Source organism: Psychrobacter sp. DWR1-2-3 (assembly GCF_049896465.1).
GTDB classification, from domain to species: domain Bacteria; phylum Pseudomonadota; class Gammaproteobacteria; order Pseudomonadales; family Moraxellaceae; genus Psychrobacter; species Psychrobacter maritimus.
The window spans coordinates 158,369-179,616 of the sequence record NZ_JAFCUJ010000005.1 but is presented as its reverse complement, the minus strand read 5'-3'; the positions used below and the strand labels follow the sequence as shown (position 1 = coordinate 179,616).

Annotated in this window: 17 protein-coding genes; 8 read left to right on the top strand and 9 right to left on the bottom strand. The window is 44.2% G+C overall.

The features are described from left to right. The first annotated feature begins 155 nt into the window (after nt 1-155). From ACP7AA_RS10290 to ACP7AA_RS10280, 3 genes are read left to right on the top strand one after another with little or no spacing between them, the layout of a single operon-like run. Nucleotides 156-1,193 carry a TAXI family TRAP transporter solute-binding subunit gene (locus tag ACP7AA_RS10290; protein ID WP_426223508.1) on the top strand — a complete coding sequence of 346 codons (1,038 nt, stop codon included), beginning with the start codon at nt 156-158 and terminating at the stop codon, nt 1,191-1,193. Then, the gene (locus ACP7AA_RS10285; protein WP_426223507.1) at nt 1,174-1,716 is read left to right on the top strand and encodes a DUF1850 domain-containing protein; all 543 of its coding nucleotides are present in this window, start codon (nt 1,174-1,176) and stop codon (nt 1,714-1,716) included. The genes ACP7AA_RS10290 and ACP7AA_RS10285 overlap by 20 nt, the downstream gene beginning before the upstream one ends. After that, on the top strand, nt 1,688-3,805 hold the full coding sequence (locus ACP7AA_RS10280; protein ID WP_426223506.1) for a TRAP transporter permease: 2,118 nt from the start codon (nt 1,688-1,690) through the stop codon (nt 3,803-3,805). Before ACP7AA_RS10285 ends, ACP7AA_RS10280 begins: the two co-directional genes overlap by 29 nt. A 111-nt stretch (nt 3,806-3,916) precedes the next feature. Here ACP7AA_RS10280 and lipA read toward each other — a convergent pair whose 3' ends face one another. Together lipA and ACP7AA_RS10270 are read right to left on the bottom strand one after the other, a co-directional pair. Continuing rightward, the gene (gene lipA, locus ACP7AA_RS10275) at nt 3,917-4,960 is read right to left on the bottom strand and encodes a lipoyl synthase (RefSeq protein WP_201618789.1); all 1,044 of its coding nucleotides are present in this window, start codon (nt 4,958-4,960) and stop codon (nt 3,917-3,919) included. 215 nt (nt 4,961-5,175) lie between these two features. Then, complete coding sequence (locus ACP7AA_RS10270; protein WP_201563056.1) at nt 5,176-5,586, bottom strand: carboxymuconolactone decarboxylase family protein; 411 nt, start codon at nt 5,584-5,586, stop codon at nt 5,176-5,178. 508 nt (nt 5,587-6,094) lie between these two features. Between ACP7AA_RS10270 and acnB the strand changes: the two genes are divergently transcribed. From acnB to ACP7AA_RS10255, 3 genes are all read left to right on the top strand, one after another. Next, nucleotides 6,095-8,698, top strand: a complete 2,604-nt coding sequence (acnB, locus tag ACP7AA_RS10265) for a bifunctional aconitate hydratase 2/2-methylisocitrate dehydratase (protein ID WP_426223505.1) — start codon at nt 6,095-6,097, stop codon at nt 8,696-8,698. A 217-nt stretch (nt 8,699-8,915) separates the two neighbouring features. Then, nucleotides 8,916-9,344: a DUF805 domain-containing protein gene (locus ACP7AA_RS10260; RefSeq protein ID WP_201563017.1), complete on the top strand. Its 429-nt coding sequence runs from the start codon at nt 8,916-8,918 to the stop codon at nt 9,342-9,344. A gap of 148 nt (nt 9,345-9,492) precedes the next feature. Beyond that, entirely contained in the window at nt 9,493-9,939 is a 447-nt protein-coding gene (locus ACP7AA_RS10255; protein WP_426223504.1) for a PACE efflux transporter, read from the top strand. A gap of 240 nt (nt 9,940-10,179) precedes the next feature. On the opposite strand, the gene ACP7AA_RS10250 is transcribed toward ACP7AA_RS10255, so the two are convergent. Beyond that, nucleotides 10,180-10,977, bottom strand: a complete 798-nt coding sequence (locus ACP7AA_RS10250) for an enoyl-CoA hydratase/isomerase family protein (RefSeq protein ID WP_426223503.1) — start codon at nt 10,975-10,977, stop codon at nt 10,180-10,182. Between the two features lie 342 nt (nt 10,978-11,319). On the opposite strand from ACP7AA_RS10250, the gene ACP7AA_RS10245 reads away from it, so the two are divergent. Next, nucleotides 11,320-12,132, top strand: a complete 813-nt coding sequence (locus ACP7AA_RS10245) for an alpha/beta fold hydrolase (protein ID WP_426223502.1) — start codon at nt 11,320-11,322, stop codon at nt 12,130-12,132. Between the two features lie 167 nt (nt 12,133-12,299). Here ACP7AA_RS10245 and ACP7AA_RS10240 read toward each other — a convergent pair whose 3' ends face one another. From ACP7AA_RS10240 to ACP7AA_RS10215, 6 genes are all read right to left on the bottom strand, one after another. Then, entirely contained in the window at nt 12,300-13,376 is a 1,077-nt protein-coding gene (locus tag ACP7AA_RS10240; RefSeq protein WP_201618784.1) for an HpcH/HpaI aldolase/citrate lyase family protein, read from the bottom strand. A gap of 147 nt (nt 13,377-13,523) precedes the next feature. Further along, nucleotides 13,524-14,723: a cysteine protease StiP domain-containing protein gene (locus ACP7AA_RS10235; protein ID WP_426223501.1), complete on the bottom strand. Its 1,200-nt coding sequence runs from the start codon at nt 14,721-14,723 to the stop codon at nt 13,524-13,526. A gap of 83 nt (nt 14,724-14,806) precedes the next feature. Continuing rightward, nucleotides 14,807-15,628 carry an HAD hydrolase family protein gene (locus ACP7AA_RS10230; protein WP_426223500.1) on the bottom strand — a complete coding sequence of 274 codons (822 nt, stop codon included), beginning with the start codon at nt 15,626-15,628 and terminating at the stop codon, nt 14,807-14,809. A gap of 122 nt (nt 15,629-15,750) precedes the next feature. Next, nucleotides 15,751-17,061 (bottom strand): phosphoribosyltransferase domain-containing protein, encoded by a 1,311-nt coding sequence (locus ACP7AA_RS10225; protein WP_426223499.1) that lies wholly within the window; start codon nt 17,059-17,061, stop codon nt 15,751-15,753. A 46-nt stretch (nt 17,062-17,107) separates the two neighbouring features. Further along, complete coding sequence (locus tag ACP7AA_RS10220; protein ID WP_426223498.1) at nt 17,108-18,346, bottom strand: trypsin-like peptidase domain-containing protein; 1,239 nt, start codon at nt 18,344-18,346, stop codon at nt 17,108-17,110. An 86-nt stretch (nt 18,347-18,432) separates the two neighbouring features. Further along, nucleotides 18,433-19,623 (bottom strand): ATP-grasp domain-containing protein, encoded by a 1,191-nt coding sequence (locus ACP7AA_RS10215; protein WP_426223497.1) that lies wholly within the window; start codon nt 19,621-19,623, stop codon nt 18,433-18,435. Between the two features lie 341 nt (nt 19,624-19,964). On the opposite strand from ACP7AA_RS10215, the gene ACP7AA_RS10210 reads away from it, so the two are divergent. Then, a complete protein-coding gene (locus tag ACP7AA_RS10210; RefSeq protein ID WP_426223496.1) occupies nt 19,965-21,248 on the top strand; it encodes a TerD family protein in 1,284 nt (427 codons plus the stop codon).

The following is a 21,248-nucleotide window of genomic DNA, read 5'->3' as shown; positions in this document are numbered from 1 at the left end:
AGGTTGGTAGTCAACAAGAATGAGTTGCTACCACAATTTTGTATTTAAGAACCATGTATTTAAGAACCTTGTGTCCAAGAATCGTGTATTTAAGAACCTTGCATTCAAGTTTTTTTATAAACCCATTTTGCTTTATTTTATCAAGGAAGAAAATAATGAAGTCTATTTATAAGATGCCTCTATTAGCCGCTATGATTGCAGCCAGTATGACTCTGGTTGCTTGTTCAGACAAAGCGCCTGCTGATAATGCCGCTACTGACAGTGCTACTACTACCGACACTTCTACAGATACTGCCGCCACAGCAAGCGACAAGCTCGAAACCAAATTCGTCACCATTGCTACAGGGGGCGCCTCCGGTCCTTATAATATTATTGGAACGTCTTTAGCAGAGATTTATGCTAAAACCTTTGGTGTTAACGCAAAAACCCAAACGACAGGGGCGTCAGTAGAAAACGTCAATCTATTGACCCAAGGTAAAGTAGATATGGTGCTGGCGCTTAGTGATGTGGTCACTGATGCGGTAGAAGGCAAAAATGACTTTAAGGCAGCGCCTATCACCAATATCCAGCAAATTGCCGTGCTTTATCCTAACGTCATTCAAGTGGTTGCCTCAGAGAAGTCTGGTATTAAAAATATTGAAGATTTAAAAGGTAAGCGTATTGCAGTTGGCGATCAAGGCTCTGGTACAGAGGTCAATGCTCGCACCCTGTTAGAAGGTTTTGGTATCACTTATGATGATGTCAAAGTCGACTATTTAGGCTTTGCCGATGCAGCCGATGCGATGAAAGCGGGTAAAATTGAAGCGGCGTTTTTTAGTAGTGGCTTACCGAACTCTTCATTATTAGAGTTAGAGCAAGGCATCAAATTGCAGCTGGTCACCATCAATCAAGATAAGCTCAAAAAAATTATCGAAACCAAGCCTTACTTTAAGACTTTTGAGATTCCTGCCGGTACCTATGGTAATGCTGCTGCTATTCCAACCACAGCCGTCATGAATGCCTTATTGGTGCGTTCTGATATCTCTGAGGATGATGGCTATAAGTTGACCAAAGCGTTATTTGAAAACTTAGAGGGCTTGAAAAACGCTCACCAAGCGGCTAAAGATATCAGTTTAGAGACCGCTCAAGTCGGTATGGTAGCTCCTATTCATCCTGGTGCCAAAAAATACTATGATGAGCAAGCAGCCAAATAAACCTTTATGGTGGATAGCTGGCGCAGCAGCGATGGCTGCGTTGGTTTTATTGATAATATGGGCGATTTTTAGCCGCCAATCTGTCATTGAAATACGGGTAGCGGGCGTTACTGATAGCGATAGCTTGGTATGTTATTTTGTTGAGCCTGACTTTCAATTACGCTGGATTCATTCAGTAGAAAAACAGTGGTGGGAAGAGCAGTATCTTCGTGAAGCGGAGGGTTTACTACTAACCAATACCTATTTTCAAGCATTTGGTGCCGGTACGCCGTCTACCGAAAACGTTGCTCCTATCAAAAAGGATGGCTACGTCGGCTATCAAATCAACCAAAGGTTTCCCCATCTTAATTGGGTGGTATCAAGATTAACGCAAGGCGAAATTGATTATGCCGGTCAGCGTATTTTGATTCACCAATTGGTACCAGATTATTCAGAAGTAACTATTACGCCCAAGGCTTACAGTCTAATCGATAGATTTAATAAGGATTTTTGTCATGAACTCCCAAGTGATGGATCACAATAGCGGGACTCCTATTTATAACGATGATGCAAATTCTAACGATGATGTGAATGCTAATGAAAATGCGATATTGGCACAGCAGACAAATGCGCATGTAGAGACTGAAGATTACGACAACGTTGATCCTAGTGTGACGCAAGCGATATTAGAAAAATATGATCGCGAGTCTATCACGCGTCATATTACCCAAGGCCCAGTGAAGTATATTATCGCTGCCATCTGCATCTTATATTCCCTTTTTCATTTATATATTACCTTTAACCCCATGCCGTCACTATTGCAGCGCTCCGTGCATGTGGGCGTTGGCTTTGCGTTGATTTTTTTAATCTTTCCTGCCAGTAAAAAAAGCAGTCGTAAGCGGGTAGCATGGTATGACTGGATTTGGTTTCTGTTGTCTTTATCTGGCATGACCTATCTGATATACGAGTACCAAGATATTGTCACCAGTCGCGGCGGCATGGCAAATTCGGTCGATGTGATACTTTCTATTATCACCGTCATCTGCGTCCTTGAGGGCAGTCGGCGTATCACTGGTTGGATATTGCCCATACTGGCCTCTATATTTTTGCTATACCCCTTTGTCAGTCATCTGGACTTTATGCCTGATCGGCTACTCACTCGTCCTTATGATATGGGTGATATTTTTGGTCAATTATTCCTCAAAACGGAAGGACTATATTCGGTCGCAATCGGTGCCTCAGTCACCTTTATCTTTTTATTCATCCTCTTTGGTGCATTTCTAGCGCGTTCTGGCATGGGTCAACTATTTAATGATTTGGCATTGGCGCTGGCAGGCGATAAAAAAGGCGGCCCTGCTAAAGTGGCTGTCATCTCAAGCGGATTTATGGGCAGTATCAATGGTTCCGCCTTATCAAACGTAGTCAGTACCGGCGCGTTTACCATCCCCTTGATGAAAAAGGTTGGCTACCATAAGGATTTTGCGGGCGCTGTAGAGGCAAGTGCGTCGGTTGGTGGTCAGATATTACCGCCAATTATGGGCGCAAGTGCCTTTATTATGGCCGAGACCACAGGGCTACCGTATAGTACTATTGCTTTGGCAGCATTATTACCTGCTATCTTGTATTATCTAGGCGTTATCGCGCAGGTACATTTTCGTGCCGGTCGCCGAGACTTAAAAGGTATGGCAAAAGAAAGTTTGCCACAGGTAAAAGAGGTATTAAAAGCGCGCGGTCATATGCTGCTGCCGATTGTATTTCTAATTTATTTATTAATACAAAATGTGCCGGTAGGCTATGCCGCTGCCTATACCATTGGCTTTACGGTTGTCATCAGTATGCTACGTAAAGAAACACGCATGGGCTTTAAGGATATTTTGGGTGCGCTAGAAGACGGCGCCCGTCAGTCGCTAGCGGTGATGGCTGCTTGTGCGGTCGTAGGTATTATTATTGGGGTGGTCAGTTTGACTAGCTTTGGTACGGTGATGACTTCTTCGATTGTCACTTTAGGGGCAGGGTCGTTATTGCTCACCTTAATTTTGACCATGCTAGCGTCGATGGTGTTAGGAATGGGATTGCCATCGATTCCTGCATATATTATTACTGCAACGATGGCGGCGCCCGCATTAGCAGGGTTTGATGTGCCTATTTTAGCCGCGCATATGTTTGTGTTTTACTTTGGGGTGTTTGCCAATATTACCCCGCCGGTCTGTTTGGCAGCCTTTGCTGGGGCTGGTATTTCGGGCGGCGATCCGATGAAAACAGGCTACTTATCATTAAAGCTGGCGTTAGCAGGTTTTATCGTCCCGTTTATGTTTATTTATAATCCTGCGATGTTGATGATTGACCCGACAGGTCTTGCGGTCACGGCGAAAGAGTTCCCATTGCCACCGGTCATGGATATTGTGATTGCCGTTGTAACGTCGGTCGTTGGTGTGATTGGGCTTAGTGCGGCGTTAGAGGGTTATTTTAAAGGAAGTATGAATTCAATCACGCGTATCATTCTGGCCCTTGGTGCTTTACTGCTGATTTATCCTGGGCTTATCACAGGTTTGATAGGGGGTGTCATCATCCTTGGTATCGCGTTATTAAATATAAAAACCAGTAAGACGCCCGTGTTACCTCTAAACGTTTAACCTTATTTAAAGCGATAGTTTAGAAGCTAAAAAGGGCGAATAGTAACTATCTACTATTCGCCCTTTTTATGTTTTTTCGTCATCCTACTTTAATATGATGACAAATTTCACTTAACAGCCAAGTTTACCTTCTGCGGCCAAGGCTTTTTTGCTACGGATAGGCGCTGGGCAATCTTCGCCGTAGTATTGACGATCAGCAAAGTAGCTTGAGCGCACCATAGGACCTGCCCAAATGTTAAAGAAGCCAATCTTTTTGCCATAGTCCATATAACGCTGGAACTCATCTGGATGAACATAACGATCGACTGGTGCATGGTCTTTACTTGGTTGTAAGTACTGACCAACGGTAATCATATCAACGTTATGGGCTTTTAAATCATCAAGTAGCGCATAGATCTCTTCTTCAGTTTCACCAAGTCCAACCATAAAACCACATTTGGTGGCAATATCAGGACGGCGTTCTTTATACAGCTTAAGCAAATCGAGCGAATGCTGATAATCAGAGCCGGGACGGAAAGCTTTATATAAACGAGGCACGGTTTCGATATTATGATTAAAGACATCTGGCGCAGTTTCAGTCAATAAGTCCAAAGCGATATCCATACGACCACGGAAATCTGGCACGAGTATCTCAATCAAGCAATTTGGGCTTAAAGCGCGAGATTCATTCAATACTTCAACAAAATGGGCAGCACCGCCATCTTTTAAATCATCACGGTCAACCGAGGTAATCACCGCATATTTCAGACCTAAACCTTGAATGGTCTCAGCGGTATGGCGTGGCTCGTCTTTGTCTAACTCATTTGGGCGACCATGACCGACATCGCAAAACGGGCAGCGACGGGTACAGATATCGCCCATAATCATAAAGGTCGCCGTACCATCGGCAAAGCACTGCGGCAGGTTAGGGCAGGCGGCTTCTTCACAGACGGTATAAAGCTTTTGCTCACGCAGAGTTGCTTTAATACGCGCCACTTCCGCAGGTGAGGACATTTTAACCCGAATCCAATCTGGCTTTTTCTTCGCCTCGACGGTCGGAATCACTTTAATTGGGATGCGTGCTACCTTGTCGTAGCCACGTAGCTTTTCGCCTTGGATGGCTTTTTTCGGTTTTGCACGGGCAGCGGGGACGTGGGTTTGTACGGCGTTTGTCATAATCAAATGTTCTCTTAACCCTTGATAGAATAAGGGTTTATGGCATTATTAGAATGTTTTATGAATGCAGCTATTATAGCAGATAACGGGTCAATATTTTTTAGGCAATCTTGTTAAGACGATGACTAAAAGTCTGCTATTAATAATAAGACTCTGAAAAATAAGAAAGCTTACGTAAATAACAGGGTACTACGAAGCATACCTTTATCGTAGTTTTATTTATTGATATCAATGTCCATGTCATTTAGCACTTCTATGGCAGCGCGAAACGCTTCTTGGCTGGCAGGTGCGCCGCAATAAGGCAGGCTATGCATCAATACTTCTCGGATTTCAGCGACGCTAGCACCATTATTTATCGCCCCACGGATATGACCTTTTAGCTCTGCGGGACTTTTTTGCGCAATTAAAAACGCCATAGTAATCAATGAGCGGTATTTGCGCGGCAATACAGAGTCGTCTTGCCACGTGCTGCCCCAAGCATGTTCGATAATCCAGTCTTGCAACGGCTGGGTAAATGGCGTCGCTGAGTCAAGCGAGCGTTTAACATGCGCTGCGCCCATCACTTCAGTACGAACTTTTAAACCATTATCGTAATGAGCGTTATTGTCTTTTTCGCTATTTTTCATACTACTATTTTTTATACTACTATTGTCCATATTGCTATTATCCTTAATATTCACTCATGGCGTTTGTCTTAGAAAAAATATCTTATAAAGTCGTAGACGTTTAGATAATAAGAGTATAGCAGCCGTGCCATTTTTATTTAACCGCCAATGTAGAAGTCTATGCAGAAACTAATGCAGAAATGAATGCAGCAGTCTATGCAGAAACTAATGCAGAAATGAATGCAGAAATGAATGCAGCAGTCAATGCAGAAAAAGAGCAGGGCAAAAATGAGCGGTAAGGCGACAGGTTTGCTATTTAAGGGCGTCAATCATATTAGTTATGGCACTATTTTTATAATAAATGTCCAATATGGCCTTATTCTGCGCCTTTTCGCCGCACAGCCATTAACATTTTGAGCGTTTTGAGCTATGATTGCACGGATAATTATTCAATGCAGTACATCGATGTAGGCTGTCATCCTGACTACTCACGTGATGTACTGGTCACCAACCGACGAGGACGACTATTGTGTTAGAAGCTTATCGTAAACATGTCGCAGAACGTGCTGAGCTAGGAACTGTACCACTTCCACTAAATGAGAAGCAGGTAGCAGAATTGGTTGAGCTACTCAAAAACCCACCAGCGGGCGAAGATGCGTTCTTAATGGACTTGTTAGAAAACCGTATTCCTGCCGGTGTTGACCAAGCCGCTTATGTTAAAGCTGCATTTTTAGCCGCTATCGTTAAAGGCGAAGCGACTTCACCACTTATCAGCAAGAAAAAAGCCGTTGAAATCTTGGGCACTATGCAAGGTGGTTACAACGTTGCGCCATTAGTTGCAGCATTAGACGACAGCGAAGTCGCACAAGAAGCTGCTGATGCGTTGAAAAAGACATTACTGGTATTTGATGCATTCAATGACGTGACCGAAAAAGCTGAAGCTGGCAATGACATCGCAAAAGAAGTCGTGCAATCTTGGGCTGACGCTGAATGGTTCTTGAGCCGCCCTGAAGTACGAAAGAAAACCACTTATACAACGTTTAAAGTGACTGGCGAAACCAACACTGATGACTTGTCACCGGCGCAAGACGCGTGGAGCCGCCCAGATATTCCATTGCATTCATTAGCCATGCACAAAAACTCTCGCGACGGCATCTTTGCTGACGAAGAGGGCGTTGTTGGTCCAATGAAGCAAATCGAAGCTTTGAAAGAAAAAGGTCATCCACTTGCTTATGTCGGCGACGTGGTTGGTACGGGTTCTAGCCGTAAATCTGCAACCAACTCAGTCCTTTGGTTAATGGGCGATGATATCCCGAACGTACCAAACAAACGTGGTGGCGGTCTAGTATTGGGTAACAATATCGCTCCTATCTTCTTTAATACCATGGAAGATTCTGGCGCGTTACCAATTGAAAAAGTAGCGGTTGATAACCTAAACATGGGCGATGTGTTTGACATCTATCCGTATGAAGGCAAAATCACTAAGCATGATTCTGATGAAGTATTGTCAAGCTTTACGCTAAACTCGCCAACATTGCTTGACGAAGTTCGTGCAGGCGGCCGTATTCCATTGATCGTTGGTCGTGGTTTGACCAATCGTGCTCGTGAATATATGGGTCTTGGTCATTCAGACGTATTTGCTAAGCCAGAAGAGCCAGCTGATACCGGTAAAGGCTTTACCCTTGCACAAAAAATGGTCGGTAAAGCTTGTGGTCTACAAGGCGTGCGTCCAGGTATGTACTGTGAGCCAAAAATGACGACGGTCGGCTCGCAAGATACCACTGGTCCTATGACTCGTGATGAGCTAAAAGACTTAGCATGTTTGGGTTTCCAAGCCGACCTAGTGATGCAGTCATTCTGTCATACTGCTGCTTATCCAAAGCCAGTTGACGTTGAAACTCAGCATACACTACCTGACTTTATCATGAACCGTGGCGGCGTAAGCTTACGTCCTGGTGATGGTATCATTCACTCATGGTTGAACCGTATGCTACTTCCAGATACCGTTGGTACTGGTGGTGACTCGCATACTCGTTTCCCAATGGGTATCTCGTTCCCAGCCGGTTCTGGTTTGGTTGCATTCGCCGCGGCGACTGGTGTGATGCCACTTGATATGCCTGAGTCTGTTCGCGTACGCTTCGTTGGCGAACGTCAGCCTGGTATCACGCTACGTGACTTGGTCCATGCGATTCCTTATCAAGCCATCAAAGAAGGTTATTTGACCGTTGATAAGAAAGGTAAAATCAACGAGTTCAACGGTCGTATTCTTGAAATCGAAGGTTTAGAAGACCTAACTGCTGAGCAAGCGTTTGAGTTATCTGATGCATCAGCTGAGCGTAGTGCTGCTGGTTGTACCATCACTCTATCTGAAGCGTCTGTGACTGAGTACCTAAACTCAAACATCACCTTGCTTAAATGGATGATTTCAGAAGGCTATGGCGATGCGCGTACGATTAGCCGCCGTGTTGAGCAAATGCAAGAGTGGCTAGCAAACCCAAGCCTATTGCGTGCTGACGAAGATGCAGAATACGCCATCGACATGACCATCAATATGTCTGACATCAAAGAGCCGATTCTTTGCTGCCCGAATGATCCAGACGATGCTAAAACGCTAGCTGACGTCGCTGGTGATACCATTGATGAAGTATTCATTGGTTCATGTATGACCAACATCGGTCACTTCCGTGCAGCGGGTAAACTGCTACAAGACGTACCAGCAGGTAGCCTCAAGACTCGTCTATGGATTGCGCCACCAACGAAAATGGATGCGCGTCAATTGATGGAAGAAGGGTATTACAACATTTATGCACAAGCCGGCGCTCGTACTGAAATGCCAGGTTGTTCACTATGTATGGGTAACCAGGCACGTATCGCACCGAACTCTACGGCCGTTTCGACGTCAACTCGTAACTTCCCGAACCGTCTAGGTCAAGGTGCTGACGTTTACCTAGCGTCTGCAGAGCTTGCAGCAGTCGCAGCGGTACTTGGTAAACTGCCAACCAACGACGAATACCAGCAGTACGCTGGCATGCTTGATAGCATGGGCGAGGAAGTCTATCAGTACATGAACTTCGATCGTATGGATTCTTATACGGAAGAAGCCGACAAAATTAACGTTGCTCAGTTGACCTAATTTTGCTTAAAGCTTAAATTAAGTATTTTTAAGTTTTACAATTCTTATTTAAATAGAAACCCCGTATCGTGATGATGCGGGGTTTTTTAAATTTAAAATAAATCAATAACGGTTTGCAAACTTTTATTGAGTGCTTATAATCAAAGTGGCTGATTAAATTTTTTGGTTGGCGACTTTACCGTTAAGGTTGACGACAAATCCTAGGGAAAATAAAAATATGCTTGATAAAACGACGCCGCCACCTTTACCGAATTCTGCAATGGTTAATAATCATAGTGCTGAAGCAAACTTTGGCATCCTTGACTGGTTTAAAAAAGCTTTAAGAAATTATACCAATTTCTCTGGTCGTGCTCGACGTAAAGAATATTGGTACTTTGTATTGGTACAAATGGGTTTGATTATTGTAGCGATGATTTTAGATGCCATTATATTTAATTCAGAAACGGGGCTATTCTATATTGTTGTAGCGCTTGGTCTGTTTTTGCCGGGCTTAGCGGTGACTATTCGCAGGTTGCATGATACCAGCCGTTCAGGATGGTGGTTTTTGCTATCTATTTTGCCGTTGATAGGCTCTATTATATTACTGGTATTTTTAGCGAGCGATACCAAGCTTGAAACCAATCAATGGGGTCCACCAGCAAAATAAGCTGCGACTGGTTTCTCTCGTTATCTTATGTATAATATAAGGGCAGGCGGAAACCGTGGCTCTGTATGTGACTTATCTTTTTCTATCTCGGGACGGACCGATACTTTGATAGGCACTTTTTTTATATTCAAGTGCTTTGGAGTCTTGGTTGATTACTTTATCCCCACTCAAACGTCGTATCGTCTATGTGACTGTTTTTGAGCTTATTGCTATCATTGCTTCTACCTTTGTATTAATGAAACTCAGCGGCGGCGATGCGGCAGAGTCGTTACCCGTTGCTGTTATGGTGTCATTAGCCGCTGTTATCTGGAACTTTTTATACAATACGGCTTTTGAAGCGTGGGAGCGGCGCAAGCAGGTTAAAAAACGCACGTTGTTAATCCGCAGTGCTCATGCTTTAGGGTTTGAAGGCGGCTTGGTATTGATTTGCTTACCGCTATATATGATTTGGTATGACGTTGGTTTAATCAAAGCCTTTATGATGGAGGCGGCGTTACTGCTATTTTTCTTGGTTTATACCTTTGTTTTTACCTTGGGTTTTGACAAGATATTTACCTTACCGCTTCACTATAAGACCGCTTCTGCTTCTTCATAAGTAAAGGTATTAATATAGACTTGTCTTTATATTGTTTTACCCAAAAAAAGGCTACCTAATGGTAGCCTTTTTGCTGATACAGTAGAATTACTTTAAAATCGATACAGTGCGACTGGGATGAATTTTTCGTAGCCTCTGTGATAACAGCAAGCAAGGAAAATTTATACCAGTCGCACACAGCTATAATGTCTCGCTTTTATTTTGAACTGACTATAGTACAGAAGGTGGCGTTAGGATTTTTTATTTACCTTGATAAACGGGCTTACGTTTTTCCATAAAGGCGGTGATACCTTCGGCAAAGTCAGCGGTTTTTGCCATCATGGTTTGTTGATCAACTTCCATATCGAGCGCTTCATTTAAGCCAGAAAAAGCATGAACGTTAATCATATGCTTCATTGACGCCAAGGCTTTACCGGGCAGGTTGCTTAGGCGTGTTGCCAATGCCAATACGCTGGCATCAAGCTCGTCTTTGCTCACGACGTTATTCACTAAGTTTAGACGCGCGACATCGTCGCTAGTGAGTTTATCACCCAGCATCACAAGCTCAGTCGTTTTAGCCGCCCCAATCAACTGATTAAGCAAGTAAATGCCACCTGCATCTGGAATCAAACCGATATTGACAAAGGCTTGTACAAATTTGGCATTATCAGCGGCAATACGGAAATCACACGTTAATGCCAAGTTCATCCCAGCGCCAGCCACGGCACCTTCTAACTTGGCGATAATTGGCTTATGAATATTACGCAGTTTTAGGCTTACTTCTGCCACTTCTCTGAGCATAAAATCAAGCTTTGCCACGAGTGCCTCAGATTCCATGCCGTTTTCTAGCATCTCACCGATATGACCGCCACTAGAGAAGTTGTTATTTGACCCTTGCAGCACAATCACGCGGACGTCAGCATCTTGATCGGCTTGATCAAGCGCATCCATAATCGCGTTTTTTAATGGCGTGCTAAACGCATTTAGCGTCTTAGGGTCATTCATGGTAATGGTGGCAATATGGTTTTCGCTATGATATTCGACCAGAGGTTGTGACATAGTTGGTTTCCTTAATGAGAAATTTTAGATAAGCATTGCTGATAACAATGGACGTTATGATGGATATGGATATGGTGGTTAGGTGTAACAAGTCATGCAAGCTGATTACTATAGCAGCTTGCTATGATTATAAAAGCGGGTTTTGTGGGCGCTTAAGGCACGCTTAAAGAGGTTTAAATTTTATCTATTTCAATAAACATTTACATTATTGAATATACAACGCGTACTGTGCAAAAATAACGCTATGAACTCTCCGCTCGCTGCATTATGCTAAAAGGCAGTATTTTTAAGAATTTCTTTAACTAAACAAGCAATCAACAAGCAAAAAACAAGGAAGTGATTATGCCAATGATAAATGTGAATAACGTTGATATTTATTATGAAGACAGCGCGCCGGATGATAAGCAAAAGCCTGTGATGGTATTTGCCCATGGACTGCTATGGAATACGCGGATGTATGATAAGCAGGTGGAGTACTTTAAATCTGGCTGCCGCTGTATTGCATTTGATTTTCGTGGGCAAGGTCAGTCTGAGATTACCAAATCAGGCTATGATATGGAGACGCTGACCGAGGATACGCTAGCGTTATTGGATGCGCTAAATATTGAGAAATGCCATTTTTTAGGGTTATCCATGGGTGGTTTTGTCGCTCAGCGTATCGCGCTAAAACGTCCAGAGTTACTGTTATCGCTGACCTTACTTGAAACGTCAGCAGACCCTGAAGACCCAAAAAACGTGCCGCAGTATCGCAAATTGATGAAAGCTATCCGCTGGCTTGGGATGAAGCGGGTCAGTCAAAAAGTCATGCCTATTATGTTTGGCAATAGCTTTTTGAACGATAAGTCGCGTAAGGCTGATCGCAGAGAGTGGCTCGCGATGCTACAAAGTAATCGTAAAGGTGGGGTCGTTAAGGCGACCACAGGCGTCATTGAGCGCTCGGCCACTTATGATCGGCTAGGGGAAATTAGCACGCCGACACTGATTATCGTTGGTGATGAAGATACGGCAACGCCTTATGCAAAGGCGGAGCGGATGCATTTTGCGATTAAAGGCTCTAAGCTTGCGCTTATTAAAGGCGCTGGGCATACAGCGACGGTAGAAGAACCGGAGCAGGTTAATAAGGTGATTAATACCTTTTTAGCAAACTGTGTCTAACTTTGAGCGAGACTGGAACCAGTTTTGAATCAGACATAGCAATTAATAAAGTGTTTATACGAAAAAAAGCCGTTATCTTAAATAGGATAACGGCTTTTTTTATTGAAACTATTTAAGAAATTAACATTAAAATATTAATTTCAAAGCAGCAAGGTTAACGTCTTTATTTATAACCGTGCGGTATAGTCATTATTAATATCATCAAGGGTGCCAAAAACCTCAGCGCGATTGACGATTTCTGTTGCCCATGCACGGTGTGTGGCAGGCTCGAGCATGGTATCGTTATATTTAAATACCGCTTTTGCCTCGCTATGCAAGATTGCCTGCGCTTCATCCAAGGTGCTTAACGGTACGCAATACGCTTGCTGTACCAAAGCAATCTGGCTTGGGTGAATGACCGTTTTGCCGACCAGTCCCAAGTTCACATCACGCATCAGCTCTTTCATAAACAGTGTTGGCTGCTCTAAGTATTCAAATACTGGCGCGGTAAGATAAAAACCATGCGGTACAAAGCAGCCAAGCAGCTGATAGGCGAGCGTACCAATCGGGGTATCATAGACGATGCTGTTTTTAGGACGGCGTAAACGCAGCGCTGCAAATAAGTCATTACCACCGATACGCAGGGCAAAAACTGGCTGGCTAAAGGCTTCTTTAAAGCCAATCGCCAACTCTTGATTGTGATGTGGATTAAATAGCGCTGCCGTCTCAAGCGTCGGCATCAATAGCTGCTCAGTGCTTAAATTCTGACAGGCCATACGCCAATTAGACAAGCTATACATATCGACTTTGGGCAAAACAAAACCATCTACCAAATCAATATGGGCAAAATCTGCCAGCTGCTCTAACATCGCTGGATGACGCGGGCGCACGAAAACCAAAGGTCTGGTTGGCTGATCGGTGTGCGCTTTTGATTGAATGCCATCTTTTTTTGCTGGGTCATTGATACTATCGACATGCGCGGCCCATGTATGTAGCAGCGTTTGTAGACGCTCAAGTGCCAACTCAACATCGCTATGGCTGACCGCATCTTCTAAGCAGATAATAATACTGTTAATCGTCGGTAATTTGTCGCGCGTAATGACTTGCCAAATATCTTGCCGCGTCGCAGGCATATATAGGCTAGCACCCAGCTGATACGGGTGATGGGTATGCGGTTTGAGCATCGCATGACGCTCAGTAATCAGGTGGGCATAAGACTGATTGTTATTATAAAGATTAGACTCATTGTGGGGCATATCGGACATAGTTGGCATCGTAAATAGTGATAAGTGAATGGTTATAGCAAGAAATCATAGCGTAAGGACGTATGATAAAAACAGCGGTGCTGATGCGGTATTGATGCATTTCTTTCGCAAGGCATCAATACATCAAGGCATCAATACATTAATGAATCATGAGCGATCTGTTGCCCGCTGCTTAATCAGCGTAATCGCTTGATAGGGGAGTATTTTAGCACCTAATACCGTAATATTGATATCACGCTCGCTACATAAATGCCGCAATAACACCGTATCAGGGTGATCGGCGGTTGCCAACAAGATGCGCTCAGGATCACGGCGTAATATCGCCCGTGTCGCCTCTGCAATGGTCGGCTTAATACGGTTGCGATTGCTAATGTCATACTCTGCTGCCAGCGTATCAATTAAAGCAGCTGTCTGATAGCGTGGTTGCTCAAACGTTTGCAAGTATTGTGGAGACGTAGACAATGCACGCCGCGTGCTATCAATATGATCAACAAAGGCTAGGCTATGATCTACCGCAACCAAGTTATCATAAAAGACGCTACGATGTAGCCCCGATTGTGGCTCGGTATATAAACTGCGTGATATCAGCCCAGATACGGTACTGTTCAATAATCCCGATGGAATCAGCCAATCTTCCTCACTTGCCGCCAACCAAGCAACGCCTGCGGGGTCCGCAAGGGTTAATAGAGGAATAACATTCTCACCCTGATGGAAAATATTGGTAAAATTTGGATGATTAGGGTCACTAAAGACTTCTACACTACGAGCCAGCTCTTGATAAATTGCCCCTTTGCCCGTCCAGCCGTCGACAAATATGATTGTGCTGTCTGGATGAGCGTCCAATATCATCTGCAGCGCGACTGGATCAAGTCCTCGGTCGCGAATGATACTGATACCATAATGCACACTTGGCAACGCATAGCTGCTATCGGTATCTGACCTTTCATTGTCTAATAGGGCACGCTGCAACAATACGCCAACTGGTAAACCTGCGCGTACCAAGCTGACTAATATTAATGGACGTTCAGTACTTACCGTTTGCTGAAAAATATGATGTAGCGTATAAGCCAAGTTAGCAATATCAGTTGCAGTTCTCGTTGTACCTTGCGCTAATGCCTGCTGATACAATTGCTCATGCATGGCAGTTGGCGCATGCTCTAGTGTCAACATATCAGAATAATGGCGCTGACCGCTTTGGATGAGCGCTTCTTTTTGACTGACGGGTACATCGGCAACGGCGTTTTTATCAACGATATCAAGCAGCACAGTCACATCGCTGGCAAGATAGCTGCCTGAGCCATATTCCTGTATTTTTTGAATATTAGGGTTCGTTATAGGATGGGTCATAAGATAGTTTCTACTTACAAAAATGCATTCGATTATTGTTTTTAAAATGAGGACACGCCCTAGGAGAGGTTAAGCGTTTAGAATTACTGTGAGCTAAAGCGCTCATGTAGCTGACCATGATTGGGCATGCCGTACCAATCAAGTAGTTGCAAAAATGGTAAATCGGCCAAGCTATCACCAAAACCAAAGCTCGGACGCTGGTTGTCTAAATGCTGGTCTAATAAAAACTGCACCGCATGGCGTTTATGCACTGCGTGCGGTAATATCGCAAGATTGTTCGCATTGACATGCACATAAAAATCTTGCTCAAAATCACGTATTAACGTTGGTAACTTTTTAGCTAGCTCTACTAACGCTTGATGGTACTTTTGCCCATGCTTAATAGCCAGATAAATGGTCAGCTCTTCATTAACAGCGCCATTATTAAAGTGATCGATATGCGGTGTAAAAACCAGCTGACTGTTGTCATTTCTACTGTGATTGGCAAATAATTGGCTCAGCTGCTGCAATTTGCCCTGCAATGGTGCAAGTTCACTATGCATACGCTGTTGCCACTGAGCTTGTAGCGTGCCGTCTCTATCAAGAATAATCGCACCGTGGGTTAAGACCTGCCAGCTATCAAAAGGCAGCTTAACGCGTTTGATTTCACTGCGATCGCGTGCGGTGACCACTATCAGCTCTGTACTAAGCAGCAGCCAATTAAAGAATGCGGCTTGGCGCTGACTCATAAAACTTAGTGGCTTGCCTTGTTTATTAACGGTCGCGCACACTAGATTTTCAGGTTCAGACGTTGGCAAATCCCATGCATCAATTTTACGTTGGGTTTGAAAAAGCGTATCGTCCAAATCCATCAGCGCGTAGGGTTTGATAATATCGGGATTGGCTTGAAAAAATGGGATAGTCATAGGATTTGCCATAAAAGCGTGCGTAAGGGTTAAATGTGAAAATCAAAGCAGAATTTAAAGGGTAGTTTTAATAGGACAGCTTTTATAAGATAGCCTTTGTAAGCTAGCTTTCATAAAACAGCTTAAAGCGTCGGACTCACCACCAACACATTATCCAAACTTTGCCACATGTCATCGACGCTATCCGCTGATGTTTCCACACACAAAACAATTAAGTCCCAATCGTTAGGCTCAACATTATAAGCAAAGTTGGTCATACCAAGCCCGTAGTTGTCGCTAAAACTGAGCATAGTGGTAATCGCGCCACCAAGGGCAATCGGTGAGCGCGTTAACGCACTAAAATTAACGGTAGAGTTTTGAGTTTGCGTCTCAAGCCATTCAGCCAATAAAAACGGTAACCAAACAAACTCATTACTGCCCAATACTAAAATCCGCTTGGGCAACTGCTCTTTATCAAACTGTTCTTTCTCAGATTGGGCTTGCTTATTAAACACCTTGAATACGGTTTGAAACCTCAAAAGGTAATTATCAAAGCCATCGGTGCTGTCTAGGGTTGGGAAGCGTCCCCAGTTGCCAGTATCACCTAGCGTATGACTGCCAGCCTCAGTGGTATCGACCGATGGCATCGCAATCGGCTCAGGGTTGGGCGCATCCGTCCATGTCCAGGCACCAGATAACAAGTGATGACGTTGAAACTTGATATTAGGTAGGCGTTTAGCGATTTGATCAGACACAGCGTCATCCGAGTCAGCTGTATCCTGATGCTGATGTCGTTCCTGATTTAGGGACCAATCAACCAAAGTGGTCAGATGTACTTGCTCTAATTGATCAAGCCCTGCGTTACGTAAGGCTGTGACGACATTGACGCAAGTATTGCCCGTTGACGCTTCGTCATCCACCATAATCAAGGTTTTGCTCGCTAGTAGCTGCGCTTGAGTGACGTTATCTGCACTTTGATAAATCAGATGCTGGCTTGCGTGACTATGATCTTCGCTAAACGTGGTCAATAAAGAGTGACTGCTTTTGTCATGACTGTCATCATGTTGCGCATGACGCGTAGAATTTAATAATAAAGCTTGTGGATAGCGAGTTTGTAGCGCTTGATGTACCCCCGCAGATAAGCCAACGGCAGTTTCGGCCATACCGATGACCAAAATGGGTTCAGGCAAATCATCTGGTACTAGGTTTGCCAAATCAGTAAAAGCATGACGCATGGTGCTAGGCGCGACTGGAATATGGCGACCTAAGACTTTTGATACAAATAGAAATGCGCGTTTAGGATTAATGCGCTGCGCAAATCCAAGCAAGTCTTCTAATTGATAGTGATTGCTTTGTTCTATTTCATTTTTCTCAGTGGCTGAATTGGTTTGATAAGTCAGATCAAGAGTGCCGCGTGGTAAGTTAATGGTTGTGCTGTATTGCTTATTTAGCATTTATTTTCCTTTGGTCTTTCAATTTTTATATCGTTGTAATGATTACTTAACCCTGACATCCTACTAACCACAAAGCACCGCGACTTTGCTTACTCAATTGCGGTGTGGTCAACGCGGCAGCTGTCGTGCGTGACATGCCAGATGAGCCAGATAAATCATCCAAGCTGATTCCAGCGCTCGCGAGTAGGGCGGATAATAACTGAAATTTCACCGCATAGTTCATATTTTGTGCATGTTCGTGCACAAGGCTGGACGTCACCATGCCGATAACTTCGCCAGTCGGTAGTAATAAAGGGCTGCCACTAGAGCCGGGTTGAATGGGCGCGGTAAATTGCATATAGCGAATATCATCACCAAACCCTGTCAAACCTGAGATACAGCCTTGTGTCACTTGTAGTTGGCTGCTCAATCCAGATAATGGAAATCCTAAAGTCGTAATGGTTTCACCCAAATTATCAGTACAACGCTGTGCTAAGGGTAAATAACTTGGCAGCGGCTCGCTTACTTTAATAATGGCTGAATCACTACCGATATCGCTAAGCACCACTTGCGCCTCACGATCAGGCTGCCCTTGTTGTCGAATTCCAATCATCGCCGCCGACTCAATGACATGATAGCAAGTCAATAGATGATAAGGGTCAATAGCAAAAGCCGTCCCTGTCCAAGTTTCACCAGACTGAACGTGTCTTGGCGGGCGCGTATCGTTAGGATAACCCTGCTGCGCACGTTGAGCATCTTGGATAAGGGCGTGCGTATCTGGCGGACGCATATCGAGGCTAATTTGCACATGATGCTCTAGGCTTGCCAGCCCTTGCGTAGAGCTTTCACCAAGGGCGCGGCATTTAAATTGTCCATTGCGCCGATATATTTCTAATATGATTGCTGCTTTAACATGGCGCTCACTTGCGGTAAATTCATAATGAATATCGCCATTGTTTAGCGTTAAATTTACTTTGCTTAATTCGACAGCGGGTAAGTTGAGGCTTGGCTCATGATAAACATAAGCAATCAATTGTAAAAAGCTTACGCCTTGTTTATCAAACAATGCAGGCAAATCCAATTGCCATGCGCTTGGATTATCCTTGCTATTGAGCTGCGCCCACTCTTTTGGTTCATGCAGATAGGCAGGGCTACAAGCCGCTTTACGATGCTCATCTAAAGGCAGCCATAATAGCCCAAGCTGCTCGCCAAACTTTAGCTGATTTGTCATCGCAAAAGCGACCGAACAATTCGATTGGGCGATAACCGTATTTGCCCCTAACACTAACGTGGTTTGTGCTGTCATCGCCTGCCTCTTATTGAACATATTCGGTTGCCGTCGATTTTTACCGCCGATTTATTACTGCCGATTTTTTATTTCATTGTTTTTACTTACTCGCTAGCATTTTCTGCTTCAATCTTTACGCTAACCATAATTGAGCGTACTTGGCAGGGCATGATTTGCTGTGCAATATCTGCAAGCTTTGGCTTAGCGGTTAAGCCAAGCCAATTGCCAAATGCAACTTGGGTTAAATCTACACCGCTATGAGTGGTGTAACCGATACCACCAGAGGGGCGACTATTAATTTCAAGCACACGATGCTGACCGTCATCATCGGCCTTGGTTTGCACGCTGACGATACCATCACAGCCAAAGGCTTTAATCAGTGGAATAACCACATCCATGACCGCTTGCTCGTAGCCGATATGCTGGATTTTCCCCGTCTTATAACGGGTGATGGCAGCCAATACTTCACCATATTCGCAAACGACATCGATAGAGTATTCTTGCCCTGATAAATAAGGCATCAGTAACATAGGAATAGGGCGCTCGTGCACCATCAGACTGTTTGCATAGGCATTGATAAACTGCGTGGTATTGATTTTTTTCTCTTCGGTAAAGTATAAATGCTCAAAGCTATCGTATGGCTCGCTTGCTTCTTTGCCAGCCTCTTTATCCGCATCTTGAACTTTGCCTAAGCGCCAAAATCCTTGGGCAAAAATGCCCGTAACCGGTTTGACGCATAAAGGCTGATGACCGTACGTAGCAAGTAACGCCTCAAGCTCTGCGACATTATCAAAGCGCCATGCATCGGCAACGGGAATATCATGCTCATGACACTGCTGCATAAAGGCAAATTTATCATCTATCGCTTCTAACGCCGCCACACTCGTCGCGCCAGTCAATAAACGAATGCCAGCCGCGTCAAATGCCTCACGGTGGGCTTCGTAATCAATACCATTGCGTCCAGTGAGTAATACTTTCACGTTGTTTTTCTGAGCTTGCTCTAAGACAAACTGCCAACGCGGCATCAATGGCTCTAAAGGTTCGAGCATTGCTTGCTCATCGCTATCTGCAGCGCTTGCAGAAGGCTCAAGGTAAATGCTATCGGCAAACTCAAAAATCTCAGGTCTATTATGGCGATGTGACGCGATAATGTTAAATGGCGTCTCAGATTGGGCTTTTAATGTTTGCAGGCTGGCTAACATATCACGCTGGCTTGACTGACCTTCAGCTAACCAAACGGCAGATGGCGCGGCAGTCGACGTTGTATGAGGGCTTTCGTTAGCAGGGGTTTTCATAATTCTCTCAGCGTTATCATAAATTTTAGAGGGGAATAACTGGGACTGGCATTTAATAAGGTAATAACCCAAGGCGCGATACGGCGTTGGTTAACAGTATTGATTAACAGTGTTTATTAACAGTATGGGTTATAGCAGGGTCTATTATATACAAATGCTAAGCGTTATAAATGCTGCTGACAAAATAGCATTAAGGATTTGTAAAAATGTTTTTGTAGCGTTGTTAACGCCTTGTTGAACTGTGCCGTGCACTGTAAAAATCAGGCGCTATCCATGCTACTATATAGCGATAGCCAACCTCACCTATATAAACAAATAATAAATAACCTAAAGGATAAATGATGAGTCAACCTCAAAAACTGATTGCTGGCGCTAATGCACCGCTGCCAACGGATAATATCAGCATTCGTATTTTAAGCCAAAGCGCCATCGATTGCGCCGCTTATCGCCTGACGACTGAAGGCAAAGTACGCGGCGATGGCGACATGATATTTTATGGGCAGACGCGTAGCGATGATGGCAGCGTCAGTTTCCGTGGTCATGATAGCGATGGATTTTTTGATATTAACTTACCTGCGCAGCCTGCGAGTATTGAGAAGATAGCCCTTGCGTTTTCTAGTGCGCAAACGCTTGCGCAAGTCGGCGATGTGGATATTCAGGTTTTACAAGGCAGCCAAGTACTGATGACTTGTCAGTTAAGTGCTGCCGGACGTAATGAAAAAGCCATTATTTTAGCAGAGTGTTACCGCCGCCAAGGCAGTTGGAAATTCCGTTTTATCGCCCAAGGTTTTGAAGGTGGCTTAAAGCCTTTGTCTGAACATTTCGGTGTTGAAATTGCCGATGAAGCTCCAGCTCAAGACCAGTCACAAAATCAAGCGCAAAGCCCATCTCAATCTATCAATACGCAAAGACCTATCAATACGCAAAAAGCGGGTAGTGCGCCTCAAACAACGACGCCGCCGCCAATTCCTACAGCTTCTCAAAACCCGTCAATTAACTTAAGTAAAATCACCTTAACTAAAAACCAATCTAGCATCAATCTAAAAAAACGCGATGATTTTGGTAAAATTTCTGTCAATCTTAATTGGAATCAGCGCCCAGATAGCAGCACACAAGCCCCTAAAAAAGGCTTGCTAGGCGACCTGTTTAAGCAGCATAAAGCCGCTGGTATTGACCTTGATGTTGGGGCGATGATTCATCTAAAAAATGGCGAAAAAACGCTGATTCAGGCCTTGGGCAATCGCTTTGGTAATCTACAATCAGCGCCTTATGTATTGTTGCGTGCCGATGATAGAACCGGACAAGTCAGCGGCGGTGAGTGGCTCGATATCAATGGACAACAGTGGTCGCAGATTGAGGAAGTGTTTATCTTTGCTTTTATCTACGAAGGTGCACCAAATTGGGCGCAAACCGATGGCGTCGTAACCATTCATGTACCCGACCAGCCACCGATTGAAACTCGTTTGACAGAAGGGGCGGGTAATTTACCAATGTGTGCGATTGCGCGTTTGGTCAATCAGCAAGGCAGTATCAATGTTGAGCGTATTAACCAGTACTTTAAAGGCCATCAAGAGATGGATAAAGCCTTTAACTGGGGCTTTAGCTGGAAACGTGGTAGTAAGTAA